Raw genomic sequence first — 16733 nt, forward strand, 5'->3', positions numbered from 1 at the left:
GGGGGTGGGCGCGCGCTCGGAGGGCGCCTGCGTCCGACCAACAACCCTACTGGCCTCTAGCGACCGGGCGACGACTCCGCCGTGACGTGCAGGTCGACTCCGAGCGCGGCCAGCAGCGCGCGGGCCTTGAGGCGGGTCTCCTCCACCTCCTCGTCCGCGACGGAGAGAGCGGTGATGCCCCCGCCGGTGCCGATCCGGGCGCGGACGCCGTCGAGCACGAGGGTGCGGATCGTCATCGCGAGATCGAGCGAGCCGTCGCCGCCGAGGCGGCCGAACGCGCCGGCGTAGAGACCGCGCGGCCCGGCCTCCCACTCGCGCAGGAGCTCGATCGCGCGGCGCTTCGGCGCTCCCGTCATCGATCCGGCGGGGAAGGTCGCCGCCAGCAGCTCGGCCGGTCCGACACCGGGCGTGAGCTGCGCCGACACCTCGCTCACCAGCTGGTGCACGTGCGGGTAGGTCTCGATCTCGAGGAGGCGGTCCACCTGCACCGACGCGGGGGCGGCGATGCGGGCCAGGTCGTTCCGCACGAGGTCGACGATCATCACGTTCTCGGCGCGCTCCTTGACGCTCGCGAGCAGCTCTGCTCGCAGCTCCGCGTCGACGACGGGGTCGGTGCTGCGGGTCCGGGTGCCCTTGATCGGATGCGTGGCGACGCGGCCGTCGGCCGTGACGTCGAGGAAGCGCTCGGGCGAGGCGCTGACGAGGGCGAGCCCGCCGACCCGGATCAGTCCGCCGTGGTGGCTGGGGCTCGAGCGGCGCAGGCGCCGATACGCCTCGACCGGGTCGAACGCGCCCTCGACCACCACCTCGTTGGTGAGGCAGAGCTGATAGGCGTCACCCGCGCGGATCGCGGCCTGGCAGTGGGCGATCAGGGCTCGGTACCGCTCGGGACCGTGCCGCCACTCGGCGGGTCCGGACGGCTCCGCGTCACGCGGCTCGCCGACGTCGGCAGGGGTCTCGGCGAGCGCCGTCAGCGCTCGCTCCAGCCGCCGCGCCTCCTGCTCCCTCTCCGGGGAGGAGACGAGGTGCAGGGTCCGCCGGGCGTGGTCGAACTCGAGCACCGGGTCGCCGCGGATCAGCGCGAGCGCGGGCGGAGCGTCGGCGTCGACGGAGGCGGGCGGAAGGGCGACGAACGGCGCACCCGCCTCGTAGGCGATCCAGCCGTACCGGCCGAGCGCCCGGTCGCCGGTGCGCTCCGTCTCCACGGCGGCGAGCGCCGCCGACACGTCCGCGCCGGGCCCGACCGTGAGCACGTCGTCCGAGGAACCGAGGAAGGAGAGGCCCTCGGCGGCGTCGCGACCGGAGTCGAGCCAGAAGGAGGCGTCCGCCGAGGCGAACAAACCGAGGTATGCTCGCTCGGGATCGACCCAGGTCAGCTGCCGCTGGGCGGCGGAAACCTCGGGGAGCGCGGCCACTGGGCTAGCGTAGGCCGTCGTGGACGGCGAGCTGGTGCGGAAGTGGGACGGGCGGGAGCTCGGTCCCGCAGGGGACGGACCGGCCGGCGTCCTCCTCGCGGCCGACTCCTGGCTGGTGTCGGAGGGCCGCGTGCGCGGTCTCGAGCTGCACAGGGAGCGGTTCCTGGGCGCGGTCGGCGACGCCGGGCGACCCGTCGGCGGAGACCCCGGCGACGCCGAGGCGTTCCTCGATGCCGCGATCGCGGCGCTCCCCCGCACCGGCGACTCCTTCCCCCGCGTCGAGCTCACCGCCGAGGGTCTGCGCCTCCGGCTGCGCCCTGCCCCGCCGCGAAGCCGGACCGTCGTCCTCTGGACCAGCCCCGTGGATCCGCGCCGCACCCCGGAGCGCAAGGGACCCGACATCGCACGGCTGGCGCTCCTGCGCTCCCGTGCTCTCGCCGCCGGCGCGGACGAGGCCGTGATCCTCGGTGCCGACGGCGCCGTGATCGACGGCGCCTCGAGCGCTGTCCTCTGGTGGCTCGGCGACGCGCTGGTCGTCCCGCCCGCGAGCAGCCGCCGGGTCCGGAGCGTGACGGCCCGCACGGTCTCCGTGCTCGCGGGAGCGCTGGGCGTCGACGTCATCGAGGCGCCGGCTGAGCCGGTGGACCTCGACGGCCGCGAGGTGTGGACGGCGAACGCCCTGCACGGCCTCCGCCTGGCCACGGGCTGGGTCGACGGACCGGCGCTCGCCGCAGTGCCGGGCCGGCTCGACGCCTGGCGCCGGCGCCTGGACGCCCTCCGCCGCCCCCTCCCCTGACGCGCGCGAGGCGCCGGAACGGACGGCGTGCCAAGGACCGGTCACCGCGCGCCGATCCCTCGTCGTCCGCACCCGCGCGCGCCAGGATCGAAGCAGTCCGCTCGTGATGCCGCCCTCACCCCGACGGCGCCCATCTCTCGAGAAGGAACTGCGATGACAGCACACACCACCCCCCGCCCGCTCGCCTCAGGTCTCGTCGCGCTGGTCGCGACCGGCGCCCTGCTCTTCAGCGCGACACCCGCCCTCGCTCAGGGCGGTCTCAGCACCGCGTCCTCGAGCGTCTCCGCCGCCCGCGCGTCGGCCCCCGAGGCACTGAATCCCGGCCAGCAGCTCCTCGCCGGTCAGTCCATCGCCTCGAGCCAGTCGGGAGGCGGCTACACCTTCCGGATGCAGGACGACGGCAACGCCGTCGTCTACGACGAGGTCGGTCACGCCGTCTTCGACACGGGCACCTCGGGGCGCGGCAACCGCCTCGTGATGCAGGAGGACGGCAACGTCGTCATCTACTCCGCCGACGGCCGAGCGCTCTGGAGCACCGGGACGGACAACGAGACGGACGCGTCTCTGATCATCCAGGCGGACGGCAATCTCGTCGTCTACCGGGAAGACGGCTCGCCGGCCTGGGCGAGCAGCGTGAACCGCAGGATCCCCCAGCCGCCGTTCAGCACCCTCTACGTGGACGACGCGCTCTCCCGCGGGCACCAGCTCACCTCGCCGAACGGACTGTTCCGCGCCGTCATGCAACGCGACGGCAACCTCGTCGGCTACGGCCCGGACGGCGTCGTCTGGAGCACCGGCACCGTCGGCACGGACAACCAGCTCCTCGTCTCCGACGACGGCTACGCCGTGATCATCGGCGCGGACGGGGGGATCGTGTGGGCGGCCGACACCGAGGGTCCGGCCACCTCCATCGCTCTCGACGACAGCGGCGTCCTGAACGTCCTCGACGAGGACGACGCCGTCCTGTGGACGAGCCGGTCCGGACTGCCCGGCGCTCAGCTGTACGCCCCCAACACCCTCGAGGTCGACGACCACCTCCGCTCCGACGACGGCGCCTACCGCGCCGTGATGCAGGCCGACGGCAACTTCGTCGTCTACGGCCCGACCGGAGCGATCTGGCAGACCGCCACCTCCGGAGTCGAGAGCTCGTTCGAGTTCTCGGAGGACGGCTCGGCACAGGTCGTGGCCGGCAACGGCGCCGTCACCTGGACGGCGACACCCGCCGCCGGCGCCGCCCCGTTCCACTTCGTCATGCAGGGCGACGGCAACCTCGTCGAGTACGACGCCCACCACCACGCGGTCTGGTCCAGCCGCTGACGGCTCCTGCGGTCCGGCGACCGCAGTCGCGGTGACGCCTCCACTCGACGGCCCGGCCCGTGCCCCTCAGCACGAGCCGGGCCGTCGTCGTGCCCTCGGAGCAGCATGCGAGGAGACCGCGTGCCGACCGCCGGCGCCGTCCGGAGAGCCGGGAACCGGACCGCGCGACAGAGAGCACGTGCCGAACGCCAACGGGTGACGGGTCCGAGCGCGAGTGCTTCGGTGAGAGGGAAGACCGCTCGGCGACGCCGCCTCGTCAACGGCGGTGCCGATCTCTCGAGAAGGAACTGCCATGACATCCACCACCCACCCACGACGCCGAGCCTCCGGGATCGTCGCACTCGTCGCAGCCGGAGCCCTGCTCCTGGGTGCGACACCTGCTGTGGCCCAGGAGGCCGCCCCTGACGCGTCTGCATCGACTCACTGGAGTCCGACCACGCCGGCCTTCAAACGGTGGCCCACCCCGTCCGGTGGCCCCGACCGCGATTACTACAACGCTCTTCTCGCCGGTCAAACGGTCTACTGGTCGGGCACGAACCCGGACGGAAGCCCAGACCTGGACCAGAGCGTGCTCTCCGACCCGTCCGGAAGCTACGTCTTCGCCATGCAGGAGGACGGTGACGTCGTCCTCCGCTCCAACGACGGCAGGATCCTGTTCCGTACAGGAACTCGTAACCCCTCCCCGACTCAGGTGAACCGTCTGGTGCTGCAGAAGGACGGGAACATCGTGGTCCTCTCGGGCGATGAACGTCCGATCTGGAGCTCCGGAACGGACGGCGAACCGGGCGCGAATCTCGTACTCGGGGAGGACGGCGACCTCGTCCTCTACCGCCGGAACGGCACTCCGGCCTGGTCCGCCAGCGCCGGGAAGATCGCCGAACCGCCGACCGACACCCTCGCCACCGGCGGCACCCTCACCTACGGCCACCAGCTCACCTCCGAGAACGGGCTCTTCCACGCGGTCATGCAGCGCGACGGCAACCTCGTCGGCTACGGCCCCTCCGGAGCGATCTGGAGCACCGGCACTCGCGGCATCGGCAATCGCTTCGTCATCCAGGACGACGGCAACGCCGTGGTCTACGGGGCCGACGGCGCGGTGAGGTGGGCGTCCGGTACCAGCGGGGACGGTCTCACCGTCCAGCTCGAGGACAGCGGCGTGCTGGATGTCCGCGATGCCGACGACGACCTGGTATGGGACAGCCAGTCCGCGCTGCCCGGGTCGGTCCTGTACGCCCCGAACGACCTCCAGACCGGCAACCGGCTGCGCTCGGACGACGGCGCCTATCGTGCCGTGATGCAGGGTGACGGCAACTTCGTCGTCTACGGCCCGACGGGAGCGATCTGGCAGACCGCCACCTCCGGTGTCGAGAGCTCGTTCCAGTTCTTCCGGAACGGGAGAGCACAGGTCGTGGCCGACAACGGCGCCGTCACCTGGACGGCGAAGCCCGCCGCCGGCGGTGACGGCCCGTTCCGCCTGGTCATGCAGAGCGACGGCAACCTCGTCGAGTACGACGGACAGGGCCACGCGATCTGGTCCATCCGCTGACCCCGCCGGGATCGACGCGTCGGCGGACGCGCTGACGTCCCCCTGCGATGGCCCGGCTCGTGCACACCCTGCATGCGCCGGGCCATCGGCGTTCTCACGCGCAAGGTCCAGCCCTGCGCGACTCCCCCTCAGAGCGCAGAAGCGGGACGACGCGACAACGACCCTGCGCCCCGCGCCGGAACGCGTCGAAGTCCAGCAGCAGTGCTTCGGTGAGAGGGAAGACCGTTCGGCGATGCCGCCTCGTCGACGGCGGTGCCGATCTCTCGAGTAAGGAACTGCCATGACGTCCACCTCACATCCACGCTCCCTCGCCTCCGGACTCGTCGCGCTCGTCGCGGCGGGAACCCTGCTCCTCGGCGCGACACCCGCCCTCGCCGAGAGCGCCGTCGGAGCAGCATCCTCGCCGAGCGGCGCTCCCGCCTGGTCCGCCGGCGCCGGGACGACCGCCGAACCGCCGCACGACACCCTCGGCACCGGCGGCACCCTCGCGCCGGGCGACCAGCTCACCTCGAAGAACGGGCTGTTCCGCGCGGTCATGCAGACCGACGGAGACCTCGTCGGCTCCGGGCCCTCCGGCGTGATCTGGCGTACCGGCACCCACGGTGCGGGCAACCGCTTCGTCCTGCGGAACGACGGTGACGCCGTCGTCCTCGGCGCCGACGGCTCGGTGAAGTGGACGTCCGGCACCAGCGACGACACTCTCACCGTCCAGCTCGACGACAGCGGAGTGCTGATGCTCGTCGACGACGAGGGCGACCTGGCGTGGGACAGCCAGTCCCAGCTGCCGGGGTCGGTCCTGTACGCACCGAACTACCTCTCGGCCGGTGACGTGCTGCGCTCGGACGACGGTCGGTACCTCGCGGTGATGCAGTCGAACGGGGACCTCGTCGTCCACGGTTCGACGGGCACTGTCTGGCAGAGCGGGACCTCCGGCATCGACAACGCGCTGCACGTCGCCGAGAACGGAGTCGCGTCGATCTACGACTGGAAGGACACCGTGCTCTGGACGAACGGTCCCGCCTCCGGTGCGGTCGGACCGTTCCGGTTCGTGATGCAGAACGACGGCGCCCTCGTCGAGTACGACGGTCAGGGCCACGTCGTCTGGTCCAGCCGCTGACGGCAGCGGACAGCGGGCTCCGCCGAGGCGGTCGGCCCTGCTCCGACGGCCCGGTCGTGCGCATCCCGCACGAACCGGGCCGCCGTCGTGAAGGCCCGAGTCCGAGCGACGAGCGAGCGAGCGCCTCCGTGATGCCGACGCCCGCTCCACCGGGACACGGCGTCCCGAGCGCACGCCCGATCCCGCCCCCGCGTGCGAGCATTCGAGGATCCGCTCGGCGATGCCGACCTCTCGAGAAAGATCTGCGATGACGCCTCCCTCTTCCTCCCGCTCCGCCGGGCCCTCCCGATTCGTCGGCTCCGGGCTCGTCGCGCTCGTCGCGACCGGAGCCCTCCTCTTCACCGCGACGCCCGCGCTCGCCGAGGAGGCGGTGCAGCAGACGCTCTCCTCCTCCTCCTCCTCCGACTCGGCTCCTGCGCTTCAGACGAACGCCGACCCGCAGTCCCGCGCCGCCGGCGCGTACTACAACGCGCTCGAGGGCGGCGAGGAGCTCGCCCGCGGCGAGAGCATCGTCTCCGACGATCCCGGACCCGCCTACGAGTTCGTGATGCAGACCGACGGCAACGCCGTCACCTACGCGCCCGACGGCCGCGTCGTCTTCGCGACCGGCACCGCCGGCCGCGGCGACCACCTCGCGATGCAGACCGACGGCAACGTCGTGATCTACTCCGCCGACGACCGGCCCGTCTGGAGCACCGGCACGAACGACGAGCCCGGTGCGTACCTGATCATCCAGGAGGACGGCAACCTCGTCGTCTCGCGTGAGAACGGCTCCCCCGCCTGGGCGAGCAGCGTGAACGGGAGGATCGCCGAGCCGGCGACCGACACCCTCTTCACCGGCGAGACCCTCCGCGGCGGACGCCAGCTCACCTCGGCCGACGGCCGCTTCCGCGCCGTGATGCAGACCGACGGCAACTTCGTCGGCTACGGCCCGCAGGGCGTCGTCTGGAACACCGGCACCCGCGGCGCCGGCAACCGCCTCGTGCTGCAGACCGACGGCAACGCCGTGATCTACGGTCCCGACAACTCGGTCCAGTGGTCCTCCGGCACCCGCGGCAGCGACCTGCGGCTCGGCATCAACAACGCCGGATCGCTGATCATCGTCGACCAGGTCGACACCGTGCTCTGGACCAGCCAGGCGCAGCTGCCCGGCTCGAGCCTCTACGCCGAGAACGGACTCGCCGCCGGCAGCCTCCTCCGCTCGGCCAACGGCGTCTACCGCGCCGTGATGCAGGGCGACGGCAACTTCGTGGTCTACGTCCGCTCCGGTCCGATCTGGTCGACGGGCACGTCCGGCGCGGGCAGCTCGTTCAACCTCTACGAGGACGGCTTCATGGCCGTCGTCCGCGGCGACGGCATCGGCACCTGGACGGTCACGCCCCGCGCCGGCGCGGTCGCCCCGTTCCGCCTCGTCATGCAGGACGACGGCAACCTCGTCGAGTACGACGGACGCAACCAGGCGGTGTGGTCGAGCCGCTGAGCGCGGTGACCTCGCTGCCCCTCTGATCGGGTCCCGCCCTGCGGCGGGCCCCTCCCGACGGCCCGGCTCGTGCACCCCCTGCACGGGCCGGGCCGTCGGCGTTCCCGGACGGCGCGGCCCGCTGCCGTGGGCGGACCGCCACCTCCGGCGTGCGGCCCGCAGCGGCGCACGGTTCGTCGCTGCTCCCCCGCCCGTCGCATGATGGAGGGGTGAGCGACGCCGGCGACTTCATCCGCACGGCGCTCGAGTACGAGGGCGACGTCTGGCGGGCGCAGGACGTGCGCGAGCGGCTCGGCGCGAAGCTCGACTCCACCGGGGCCTCCGTCGGCGCCGTGCGCGGGACCGTGAGGGACGCGCTGAAGAAGTTCCGCGGGCTCGAGCACGACGACGTGACCGCGCTGTCGTCGGAGCTGTGGGCTCCGCCCGTCTTCGAGACGCGGCTGGCGGCGGTCGTCCTGCTGCAGTCGCGGGTGGCGCTGCTGCGGGCTTCCGATCTCACCCGGTTGGAGGGCTTCGCTCGGGACTCGCGGGTCGACGAGCTCGGCGATCCCCTGGCCGTCGATGTGATCGCTCCCCTGCTGTCCACGCTGGCGGGCCCTGCTCGCACGCGGGCCGACGCGGTTCTCGACCGCTGGGCCGTCGAGGGTGACCGCCTGGCGCGCGTGTCGGCGCTGGCACGAGCGACGCGCTGACGGCCGCGCTGCGGCGGCTCGGTCCTTCGATCAGGCGCTGGCCGCGGTGCCGTCCGCGATCGTGATCCGCCGGTCGACGGCGAGGGACGCGGGGACGCGGTGCGCGATCAGCACGACCGTGCGGCCCGAGGCGGCATGCAGCAGGTCGGCGAGCAGCGCGTCCGCGACCGGCGCGTCGACCGAGGCGGTGGGCTCGTCGAGCACCAGCACGTCGAAGTCGGCGAGCAGGGCGCGGGCGAGCGCCAGGCGCTGCGCCTGACCGCCCGAGACGAGCGAGCCGCGCTCGCCGACCCGGGCGTCGAGACCGCCGCGGGCCGCGGTCCAGGAGGCGAGGCCCACCCGCTCGAGGACGGCGGTCAGCACCGCGTCGTCGGCCTCGGGCCGGGCGAAGAGCAGGTTCTGCCGGATCGTCTCGTCGAAGAGGTAGGGCTGCTGCTCGACGAGGCCGACCAGCCGGCGCAGCTCGTTCTGGGGCAGCGTGCGCGCCTCCACTCCGCCGATCCGGTAGGAGCCCGTGTGGTCGAGGAAGCGGACGAGCGCGTGCGCGAGCGTCGTCTTGCCCGAGCCGCTGCCACCGGTGACGAGGATCCGCTCGCCCGCGCGCAGCTCGAGCGAGACGTCGCGGAGCGCCGGCGTCGCGGCTCCGGGCCGGGAGACCGAGAGGTCGCGGAGGACGATGTCGCGGCCGAGCGGGACGGCGGCCGACGGATCGACGTCGGCGTCGGTCGCCAGGGCCGGCGACGCGGCCTGCGCGTCGAGGTCCGCGAGCCGCTGCGCACTCGAGAGCGCCGAGCGCGCGCTCTGCACCGCCAGCGGAGCGGCGGCCGCGACCTCGAACACGGCTAGCGGCACCAGGGCGAGCACCCCGAGCGCGGGGCCGCCGAGCTCGCCGACCGCGGGGATCCCGAGCGCGAGACCCGCCCAGACCGCGCCGCCGGAGCACAGCGCGAGGACGGCGGCGGCGAGCCCGGTCGACGCCGCGCGCCGGCGAGCGGCCCGGGTGAGCGCCGCCTCCGCCTGCGCGACGTCGGCGATCGCGTCGTCGGCCGCGTCGAAGGCGATCAGCACGTCGAGCCGGGTGACCAGCAGGTTCAGGCGCTCGGCCAGCTCGCCGCGCAGCGGCGCCAGCTCGCGGTCGGCGCGCGCCGAGACCAGCCCCGAGCCGAGGGCTCCGCCGACGAACGCGAGCACGAGCAGACCGAGCAGCACGGCGCCCATCGCGGGCAGCAGGAGCCAGACGCCCACCACCGCGGCGGCGGAGACCACGGCGGCGACGACCAGCGGCTGCACGATCCGCAGCGGCACGTCCTGCTGCGCGTCGACGTCGGCGACCACCCGCGAGACGAGATCGCCGCGGCGCACCCGACCGAGGCCGTCCGGCGCCACGGGGACCAGCCGGTCGTAGACGCCGGCGCGCAGCTCGGCCAGCGCGCGGAACGCCGCGTCGTGCCCGGAGAGGCGCTCGAGGTAGCGGAAGAACGCCCGCGAGAGCGCGAAGGCGCGCACGCCGACGACGGCCATCGAGAGGAAGAGGATCGGCGGCTGCTCGGCCGCCCGCACGATCAGCCAGGCCGAGCAGGCGAGCAGGGCGACGACCGACGCGGACGACAGCAGCCCGAAGGAGAGTCCGGGGAGGAAGCGCCGCGGCGCCGGCATCGCCGCCCGCAGCACCTCGGTGCGGTTCACCGGAGCACCGCCTCGGCGGGGGCGAGCGCCAGCACGGCGTCGGCGGCGGCGATGGTCGCCGGGCGGTGCGTGGCGACGAGCACGATCACGCCCTCGTCGGCGAGAGAGCGGAGCCCGGCGAGCAGCGCGCGCTCCGACTCCTCGTCGAGCGCGGCGGTCGGCTCGTCGAGAGCCAGTACGGCGCAGCCGCGCTCGAGGACGCGGTGCACGGCCCGGGCCACGGCGACCCGCGCCGCCTGCCCGCCGGACAGTCCGGTGCCGTCCGCATCGATCCGCCGGCCGGGGTCGAGGTCGGCCCCCGCGATCGCGAGCGCCCGGTCGATGCGCGCCGGGTCGGGCGAGCGCGAGCCGAGCGCCACGTTCGAGCCGACGGTCCCGGGGAGCAGATCGGGCCGCTGCCCCGACCAGGCGAGCCAGTCGCGGCCGGTGGCGTCGTCGACCGCGGCCCCGCCCAGGACGATCGCGCCGGTCGCCGGGGCGAAGCCGGCGAGAGCGGCGAGCAGCGTCGACTTGCCCGAGCCGCTCGGACCGGTCAGCGCGGTGATCGACCCGGGAGGCAGAACGGCGTCGACCGGCGCGAGGACCCGGCCCGCGCCGTCGTCGACCCCCAGAGCGCGGAGCTCGAGCGCTCCGGAGCGTCCCGGGGCCGCGGAGCGGGCGGGCACGGCGGAGGCCGCCTCGATGATCGCGAAGGCCTCGTCCGCCGCCTGCACGCCGTCCGCCGCCGCATGGAACTCGGCACCGACCTGCCGCACCGGCAGGAACACGTCGGGCGCCAGCACGAGCACGAAGAGCCCGATCGCGAGTCCGAGCGAGCCGTCGACCAGCCGCAGCCCGATCGACACCGCGACGAGCGCGACCGAGAGCGAGCCGGCCAGCTCGAGGACGAAGCTGCTGACGAAGGTCACCCGCAGCACCTTCATCGTGTGCACGCGGTAGTCCTCGGTCAGCGCGCGGATGCGGGTGCTCTGCCGCTCCGCCCGTCCGAAGATCTTCAGCGTGGCCAGTCCGCCGACCGTGTCGACGAAGCCCGAGGCCAGCGCCTGCAGGCGGCTCCACTGCCGCTTCTGCACCGCCTGCGTCGCCCAGCCGATCAGGATCATGAAGACCGGGATCAGCGGCAGCGTCACCACGAGGAAGAGCGCGCTGAGCGGATCCGCGAGGAAGACCACGAGTGTCAGGATCGGCGTGGTGATCGCGGTCGCGATCAGCTGCGGCAGGTAGCGGGCGAAGTAGCCGTCGAGCGCGTCGAGCCCGCCGCCGAGCAGGGCGACGACGCCGCCCGAACCACCGGTGCGGCCGGACGGGCCGAGCGCGACGAGCGAGGCGAGGACGGCCGACCGCAGCTGCGCCTTCGCGTCGGTGCCGCCCCGCGCGGCGTTCACCTCGACGGCCCAGGCCAGCAGCGCGCGCACCGCCACGATCCCCAGCAGCGCCGCGAGTGACGGCGCCAGGTCGGCGGCCGAGCGCCCGTCGACCGCCCCGGCGACGAGCTGCGCCACCAGCCACGCGAACGCGACCGCGGTCGCCGTGCGGGCCAGCGCGAGCGCCCCGCCGAGCACGAGGAACATTCGTGCGGAGCGGGCGTAGCGGAGCAGTCGGGGGTCGAGGGGCTTCACGGTCGCGATCGGTCAGTGCGCGTCGACCGGGATGTGGCTCCGGGTGATGCGCTTGCGGAAGATCCAGTAGGTCCAGGCCTGGTAGCCCACGATGAGCGGGACGAAGACCAGCGCCGTCCAGCTCATCACCGTCAGGGTATAGGGCGTGCTCGAGGCGTTCTCGATGGTCAGGCTGTTCGCGACGTCGTTCGAGGCGGGCATCACCGCCGGGAAGAGCGTGGTGAACAGCGCGAGCACCGCGAGGCCGATCGTGCCGGCCAGCAGGGCGAAGGCGCGGCCCTCCCTCCCGCGCACGTTGGCGACCCAGGCGAGCACCAGGGCGGTCGCCGCGGCGATCGACAGCAGCCAGGACGGGCCGCTCCCCTGCGCCAGGTTCGTCCAGCCGAGGAACACCGCGGCGACCGCGATGGTCACCAGTCCCGCCCGCGTCGCCAGTCGGCGCGCCCGCTCGCGGATCTCGCCGTCGGTCTTCAGCGAGACGAAGACGACGCCGTGGGTGAAGAAGAGCAGGAGCGTCGTCGCGCCGCCGAGCAGCGCGTACGGGTTCAGCAGATCGAAGACCGTCCCGATGTAGTTGTGGTCCGCATCCAGCGGCACGCCCTGCACGATGTTCGCGAACGCGACGCCCCAGAGGAACGCGGGCACGGCCGAGCCGACCACGATCATCGTGTCGAACCGCTTCTTCCAGGCGGCCTCCGGACGCTGGTGCCGGTACTCGAAGGAGACGCCGCGGGCGATCAGCGCCAGCAGGATCAGCAGCAGCGGCAGGTAGAAGCCGCTGAAGAGCGTCGCGTACCACTCGGGGAAGGCGGCGAACATCGCAGCGCCCGCGACGATGACCCAGGTCTCGTTGAGGTCCCAGACCGGCCCGATCGTGTTGATCAGGACGCGGCGGTCGGTGTCGTCGCGGCCGAGGAACGGCAGCGACATCCCGACGCCGAAGTCGAAGCCGTCGAGGACGAAGTAGCCGATGAAGAAGACGGCGACGATCCAGAACCAGAGCGTGGCGAGATCGAGCGATCCGAGGTCCATGTGCGCAGTGCCCTTCTCAGTAGACGGTGCCGACGAGCTGCGGGCGACCGCTCTCCTCGTCGATCTCGGGGGCGTCGTCGGGGCCGGCCTGGGCCGCCCGCTTGATCAACCGGAACTCGACGACCGCGAGGGTGCCGTAGATCGCGGTGAAGGCGATCAGCGAGATCAGCACCTCGAGGCCGCTGACCCCGGGCGAGACGCCGTCCGCGGTCTTCAGCAGGCCGAAGACGAGCCAGGGCTGGCGGCCCATCTCGGTGAAGACCCAGCCGACGATCATCGCCATCAGCGGCAGCGGTGCCGCCCAGATCGCGATCTTCCACATCCACTGCTTCGGCTCGCGGCCCTTGCGGGTGAACCAGAGGCCGGCGGCGGCGACGCCGATGGCGAGGACGCCGAGCGCCATCATCCAGCGGAACGACCAGTAGGTGACCCAGATGATCGGCGTGTAGTCGCCCGGGCCGTAGACCGCGCTGTACTGCGCCTGCAGGTCGTTGATGCCCTCGACGGTGCCGGTGAAGGTGTGCGTCGAGAGGAAGGAGAGCAGATACGGGATGCGGATCGAGAAGAGCTCGCTCGAGCCGTCGGGAGTGCCCCAGGTGAAGATCGAGAACGAGGCGTCGACACCGGTGGACGTCTTGTACAGCGCCTCCGCGGCCGCCATCTTCATCGGCTGCGTGTCGACCATCGCGAGGCCGAGCGAGTCGCCGGTGAAGAGGGTGAGACCGCCGCTGATCAGCATCATCCAGGCGCCGAACTTCAGTGCGGGGCGCATCGTCTCGAGGTGCTGGTTGCGCGAGAGGTGGTAGGCGGCGACGCTGACGATCACCGCGGCCGAGACCATGAAGCAGGCGAAGATCGTGTGCGGGAACGCGGCGAGCGCGACCTTGTTGGTCAGCAGGGCCCAGATGTCGGTGAGCTCGGCGCGGCCCTTGGCCTCGTTGATCCGGAAGCCGACCGGGTTCTGCATGAAGGCGTTCGCGGCGATGATGAAGTAGGCCGAGAGCGTCGTGCCGAGCGTGGTGAGCCAGATCGTCGCGAGGTGCAGCTTCGCCGGGAGCTTGTCCCAGCCGAAGATCCAGAGGCCGATGAACGTCGCCTCGAGGAAGAACGCGAGCAGGCCCTCGAAGGCGAGCGGGGCGCCGAAGACGTCTCCGACGAAGCGGGAGTAGTCGCTCCAGTTCATCCCGAACTGGAACTCCTGGACGATGCCGGTGACCACGCCCATCGCGAAATTGATCAGGAAGATCTTCCCGAAGAACTTCGTCAGCTGCAGGTAGTGCACGCGACCGGTGCGCACCCAGCAGGTCTGGAAGATCGCCACCGTGAGCGCCATGCCGATGGTGAGCGGCACGAAGAGGAAGTGGTAGATCGTCGTCAGGCCGAACTGCCAGCGCGACAGGAGGAGCGGGTCCAGGAGTTCGTTCACGGCTCCGAGCCTAGGTCGGCCGGAGGGGCGCGATGCCCCCGGATCCCAGTAATGGGGCGGATGTGCGCCTCCCGCGGGGCCCCTGGCGACACCCTTCCGGGGCGGTTCGAGCCGCCCGCCGACGGCCCGCGCGTCAGCGACGTCTCGACGTCGAGACAGAGCGTCTCCACGTCGAGAGATCTTCGCCCGTGGGTCCGGTCGAGCAGCACCCCCGGTCGTCGGAGGGTCGGCGACGGACCTCTCGACGGCGAGCGACCACGTGCGCCGATGCTTCCCGCTGTCGAGCTCGCATCTTCACAGGTCTTTCCCAGTCGCCCCGGCGTCCCGCGTCCGCTGTGAGAGATCGTGCGCCGTCACCGCGCGACGCTCGCGGCTCCCGCCCGGCCGCGCCCCCTACGATCGAGGGATGCCGAGCAAGGGGAGCTACGCCAAGGGCGTCGCGAAGCGCGAGGAGATTCTGCAGACCGCTCTCGAGGTGTTCTCGCGGCAGGGGTACCGCAAGGCCTCGCTGCGCGAGATCTCGGAGGAGGTCGGCCTGACGCAGGCGGGGCTGCTGCACTACTTCGACTCGAAGGAGGAGCTCTTCGCCGAGGTCCTCCGCAAGCGCGACGACACGGACCGCGCCGTCTACGACCTGGAGAAGAAGGGCGACCAGGCGATCGAGGAGGTCGTCAGGCTGATCCGGCACAACAGCGAGGTGCCCGGTCTCGTCCACCTCTACGCGACGCTCTCCGCCGACGCGACCGACGAGTCGCACCCCGCGCACGAGTTCTTCATCGAGCGCTACCGGACCGTCAACGAGGTCTTCGCCGCCCGGGTCCGCGAGGACCAGAGCGAGGGGCTCATCGCCGCCGACATCGATCCGGAGCTGGCCGGCAAGATGATCACGGCGCTGTCCGACGGACTGCAGGTGCAGTGGCTGCTCGACGACCGGGTCGACATGGGCTCGATCGTCGAGACCTTCTGGTCGCTGCTCAAGCGGGTCCGCTGAGATGCAGGACCGCACGCGCCCGTGAACGACGCTCTGACCGGCATCCTCGCCTTCGTCGTGAGCGTGCCGCCCGTCTGGCGGACCCTGCTGGCAGGCCTCGCCGTCTTCTTCGAGACGACGATCCTCGCCGGGCTGATCGTGCCGGGCGACACCATCGTGATCGTCAGCGCGACCGGCGTGACCTCTCCCCCGCAGTTCGTCGCGCTGGCGATCGCCGTGATCATCGGCGCGCTCTGCGGCGAGTCGGTCGGCTTCTACCTGGGCCGCTGGTTCGGACCGCGCATCCGCGGGTCGCGCCTCGGCCGCCGCCTCGGCGAGAAGAACTGGCTGCGGGCCGAGCGCTACCTCGCGCGCCGCGGCGGCATCGCCGTCTTCCTCTCGCGCTTCCTCCCGGTGCTGCACTCCCTCATCCCGCTCACCGTCGGGATGAGCGGCATGAGCTACCGGACCTTCATGGCCTGGACGACGCCCGCGTGCATCCTCTGGTCGTTCGCCTACGTCGGCGTCGGGGCCGCCGCGGCGGGCGGCTACCGCGAGCTGTCGGACAGCCTGCACTACGCGGGCTACCTCTTCGTCGGAGCGATCGTGGTCTTCGTGCTGGTCGTCCTCGGCGTGAAGAAGCTCCTCTCACGCGCGGAGGCGCGTCACCTCGACGAGTGACGCGCCTCCGGGCCTGAGCGGTTCGGGTCAGCCGAGGAGGCCGGCCGAGGTGAGCCACTCGGTCGCGATGGCCGCGGCCGACTTCTGCTCGTTGACGCTCTCGGAGTTCAGCGCGACGAGGTCGTCGGCGGTCAGCTTCGCGCTGACCCCGTTGATGATCTCGGCGGCGTCGTCGTCGACCTTGTCGGAGACGATCGGCACCACGTTGTCCGCGACGAACAGGCCGTCGGGGTCGGCGAGGGGCAGCAGGTCGTTCGACTCGATGTTCGGGTCGGCGGTGTAGATGTTCGCCATCTGGATCTGGTTGCTGGCCAGCGCGTCGACGGTCGTCGATCCGCCGCTGTCCTCGATCGCCTGGAACGTCGTGGCGATGCCGTACTTCGACTGCAGAGCGTCGGGCCCGTAGGGACGGGTCTGCAGCTCGGAGTTGCCGCCGAGCACGATCGGGTCGGTGACGTTCTTCAGCGAGGCGATGTCGGTCAGGTTCCACTGGTCGGCGAAGGCCTGGGTGACCGTGTAGGAGTTCTGGTCGCTCGCGTCCGCGGCGTCGAGCGCGCGAAGTCCGTCGGGCAGGGCGTCGGTGAGCGCCGAGTAGACGTCGTCGGCCGTGGTCGCGGTCGTGTCCGGCTCCAGCGCCTGCAGGAGGCTGCCGCCGTACTCGGGGAACACGTCGATCGAGCCGCTCTCGATCTCGGGCAGGTAGATCTCGCGCTGACCGATGCGGAAGTCGCGCTGCACGGTCATCCCCCCGTCCTCGAGGGCCTGCGCGTAGATCTCGGCGATGATCTCGTTCGAGTAGTAGTCCTGCGAGCCGATGACGATGGTGTCGCCGCCGGCGGTCGCTCCCGATCCTTCGTCGAGCGGATCGCTGGACGAGCACCCTGCCAGCGCCACCACGGCGCCGACCGCGAGTGCGCTGAGAACGACACGGCCCTTCTTGGTTGCTGTGAACATCT

14 protein-coding genes are annotated in these 16733 nt (G+C 72.1%); 8 read left to right on the top strand and 6 right to left on the bottom strand.

Features of this window, described 5'->3' with window-relative positions:
- Positions 1 to 56 precede the first annotated feature (56 nt).
- Positions 57 to 1415, bottom strand: coding sequence for an anthranilate synthase component I family protein (locus MT351_RS07535; RefSeq protein ID WP_243581793.1), 1359 nt, complete (start codon positions 1413 to 1415; stop codon positions 57 to 59).
- 19 nt (positions 1416 to 1434) lie between these two features.
- Here MT351_RS07535 and MT351_RS20255 point away from each other — a divergent pair, with 19 nt between their 5' ends.
- The 6 genes from MT351_RS20255 (at position 1435) to MT351_RS07565 (ending at position 8363) form a co-directional block, all read left to right on the top strand.
- Complete coding sequence (locus MT351_RS20255; RefSeq protein ID WP_243581794.1) at positions 1435 to 2211, top strand: aminotransferase class IV; 777 nt, start codon at positions 1435 to 1437, stop codon at positions 2209 to 2211.
- A gap of 153 nt (positions 2212 to 2364) precedes the next feature.
- Positions 2365 to 3528 carry a hypothetical protein gene (locus MT351_RS07545; RefSeq protein ID WP_243581795.1) on the top strand — a complete coding sequence of 388 codons (1164 nt, stop codon included), beginning with the start codon at positions 2365 to 2367 and terminating at the stop codon, positions 3526 to 3528.
- A 568-nt stretch (positions 3529 to 4096) separates the two neighbouring features.
- The gene (locus tag MT351_RS07550) at positions 4097 to 5074 is read left to right on the top strand and encodes a hypothetical protein (RefSeq protein ID WP_243581796.1); all 978 of its coding nucleotides are present in this window, start codon (positions 4097 to 4099) and stop codon (positions 5072 to 5074) included.
- Between the two features lie 280 nt (positions 5075 to 5354).
- Complete coding sequence (locus tag MT351_RS07555) at positions 5355 to 6191, top strand: hypothetical protein (RefSeq protein WP_243581797.1); 837 nt, start codon at positions 5355 to 5357, stop codon at positions 6189 to 6191.
- Between the two features lie 247 nt (positions 6192 to 6438).
- Positions 6439 to 7671 (top strand): hypothetical protein, encoded by a 1233-nt coding sequence (locus MT351_RS07560; protein WP_165909223.1) that lies wholly within the window; start codon positions 6439 to 6441, stop codon positions 7669 to 7671.
- A 209-nt stretch (positions 7672 to 7880) separates the two neighbouring features.
- Positions 7881 to 8363: a DNA alkylation repair protein gene (locus MT351_RS07565; protein ID WP_243581798.1), complete on the top strand. Its 483-nt coding sequence runs from the start codon at positions 7881 to 7883 to the stop codon at positions 8361 to 8363.
- A 30-nt stretch (positions 8364 to 8393) separates the two neighbouring features.
- Here the strand turns inward: MT351_RS07565 and cydC are convergent, their stop codons facing one another.
- The 4 genes from cydC to MT351_RS07585 are packed head-to-tail and all read right to left on the bottom strand — an operon-like array spanning position 8394 to position 14126.
- Complete coding sequence (gene cydC / locus MT351_RS07570) at positions 8394 to 10049, bottom strand: thiol reductant ABC exporter subunit CydC (protein ID WP_279389015.1); 1656 nt, start codon at positions 10047 to 10049, stop codon at positions 8394 to 8396.
- A complete protein-coding gene (cydD, locus tag MT351_RS07575) occupies positions 10046 to 11668 on the bottom strand; it encodes a thiol reductant ABC exporter subunit CydD (RefSeq protein WP_132438342.1) in 1623 nt (540 codons plus the stop codon). The genes cydC and cydD overlap by 4 nt, the downstream gene beginning before the upstream one ends.
- A gap of 12 nt (positions 11669 to 11680) precedes the next feature.
- Entirely contained in the window at positions 11681 to 12700 is a 1020-nt protein-coding gene (gene cydB / locus MT351_RS07580) for a cytochrome d ubiquinol oxidase subunit II (protein ID WP_123703059.1), read from the bottom strand.
- Between the two features lie 16 nt (positions 12701 to 12716).
- A complete protein-coding gene (locus tag MT351_RS07585; RefSeq protein ID WP_123735428.1) occupies positions 12717 to 14126 on the bottom strand; it encodes a cytochrome ubiquinol oxidase subunit I in 1410 nt (469 codons plus the stop codon).
- A gap of 406 nt (positions 14127 to 14532) precedes the next feature.
- On the opposite strand from MT351_RS07585, the gene MT351_RS07590 reads away from it, so the two are divergent.
- Entirely contained in the window at positions 14533 to 15117 is a 585-nt protein-coding gene (locus tag MT351_RS07590; protein WP_123732086.1) for a TetR/AcrR family transcriptional regulator, read from the top strand.
- Positions 15118 to 15138: 21 nt separating this feature from the next.
- Positions 15139 to 15777 carry a DedA family protein gene (locus MT351_RS07595; RefSeq protein ID WP_132438344.1) on the top strand — a complete coding sequence of 213 codons (639 nt, stop codon included), beginning with the start codon at positions 15139 to 15141 and terminating at the stop codon, positions 15775 to 15777.
- Between the two features lie 27 nt (positions 15778 to 15804).
- On the opposite strand, the gene MT351_RS07600 is transcribed toward MT351_RS07595, so the two are convergent.
- Positions 15805 to 16731 carry an ABC transporter substrate-binding protein gene (locus MT351_RS07600; RefSeq protein WP_132438345.1) on the bottom strand — a complete coding sequence of 309 codons (927 nt, stop codon included), beginning with the start codon at positions 16729 to 16731 and terminating at the stop codon, positions 15805 to 15807.
- Positions 16732 to 16733 lie beyond the last annotated feature (2 nt).

Source organism: Rathayibacter sp. VKM Ac-2926, assembly GCF_022815565.1.
In the GTDB taxonomy this organism is placed as follows: domain Bacteria; phylum Actinomycetota; class Actinomycetes; order Actinomycetales; family Microbacteriaceae; genus Rathayibacter; species Rathayibacter festucae.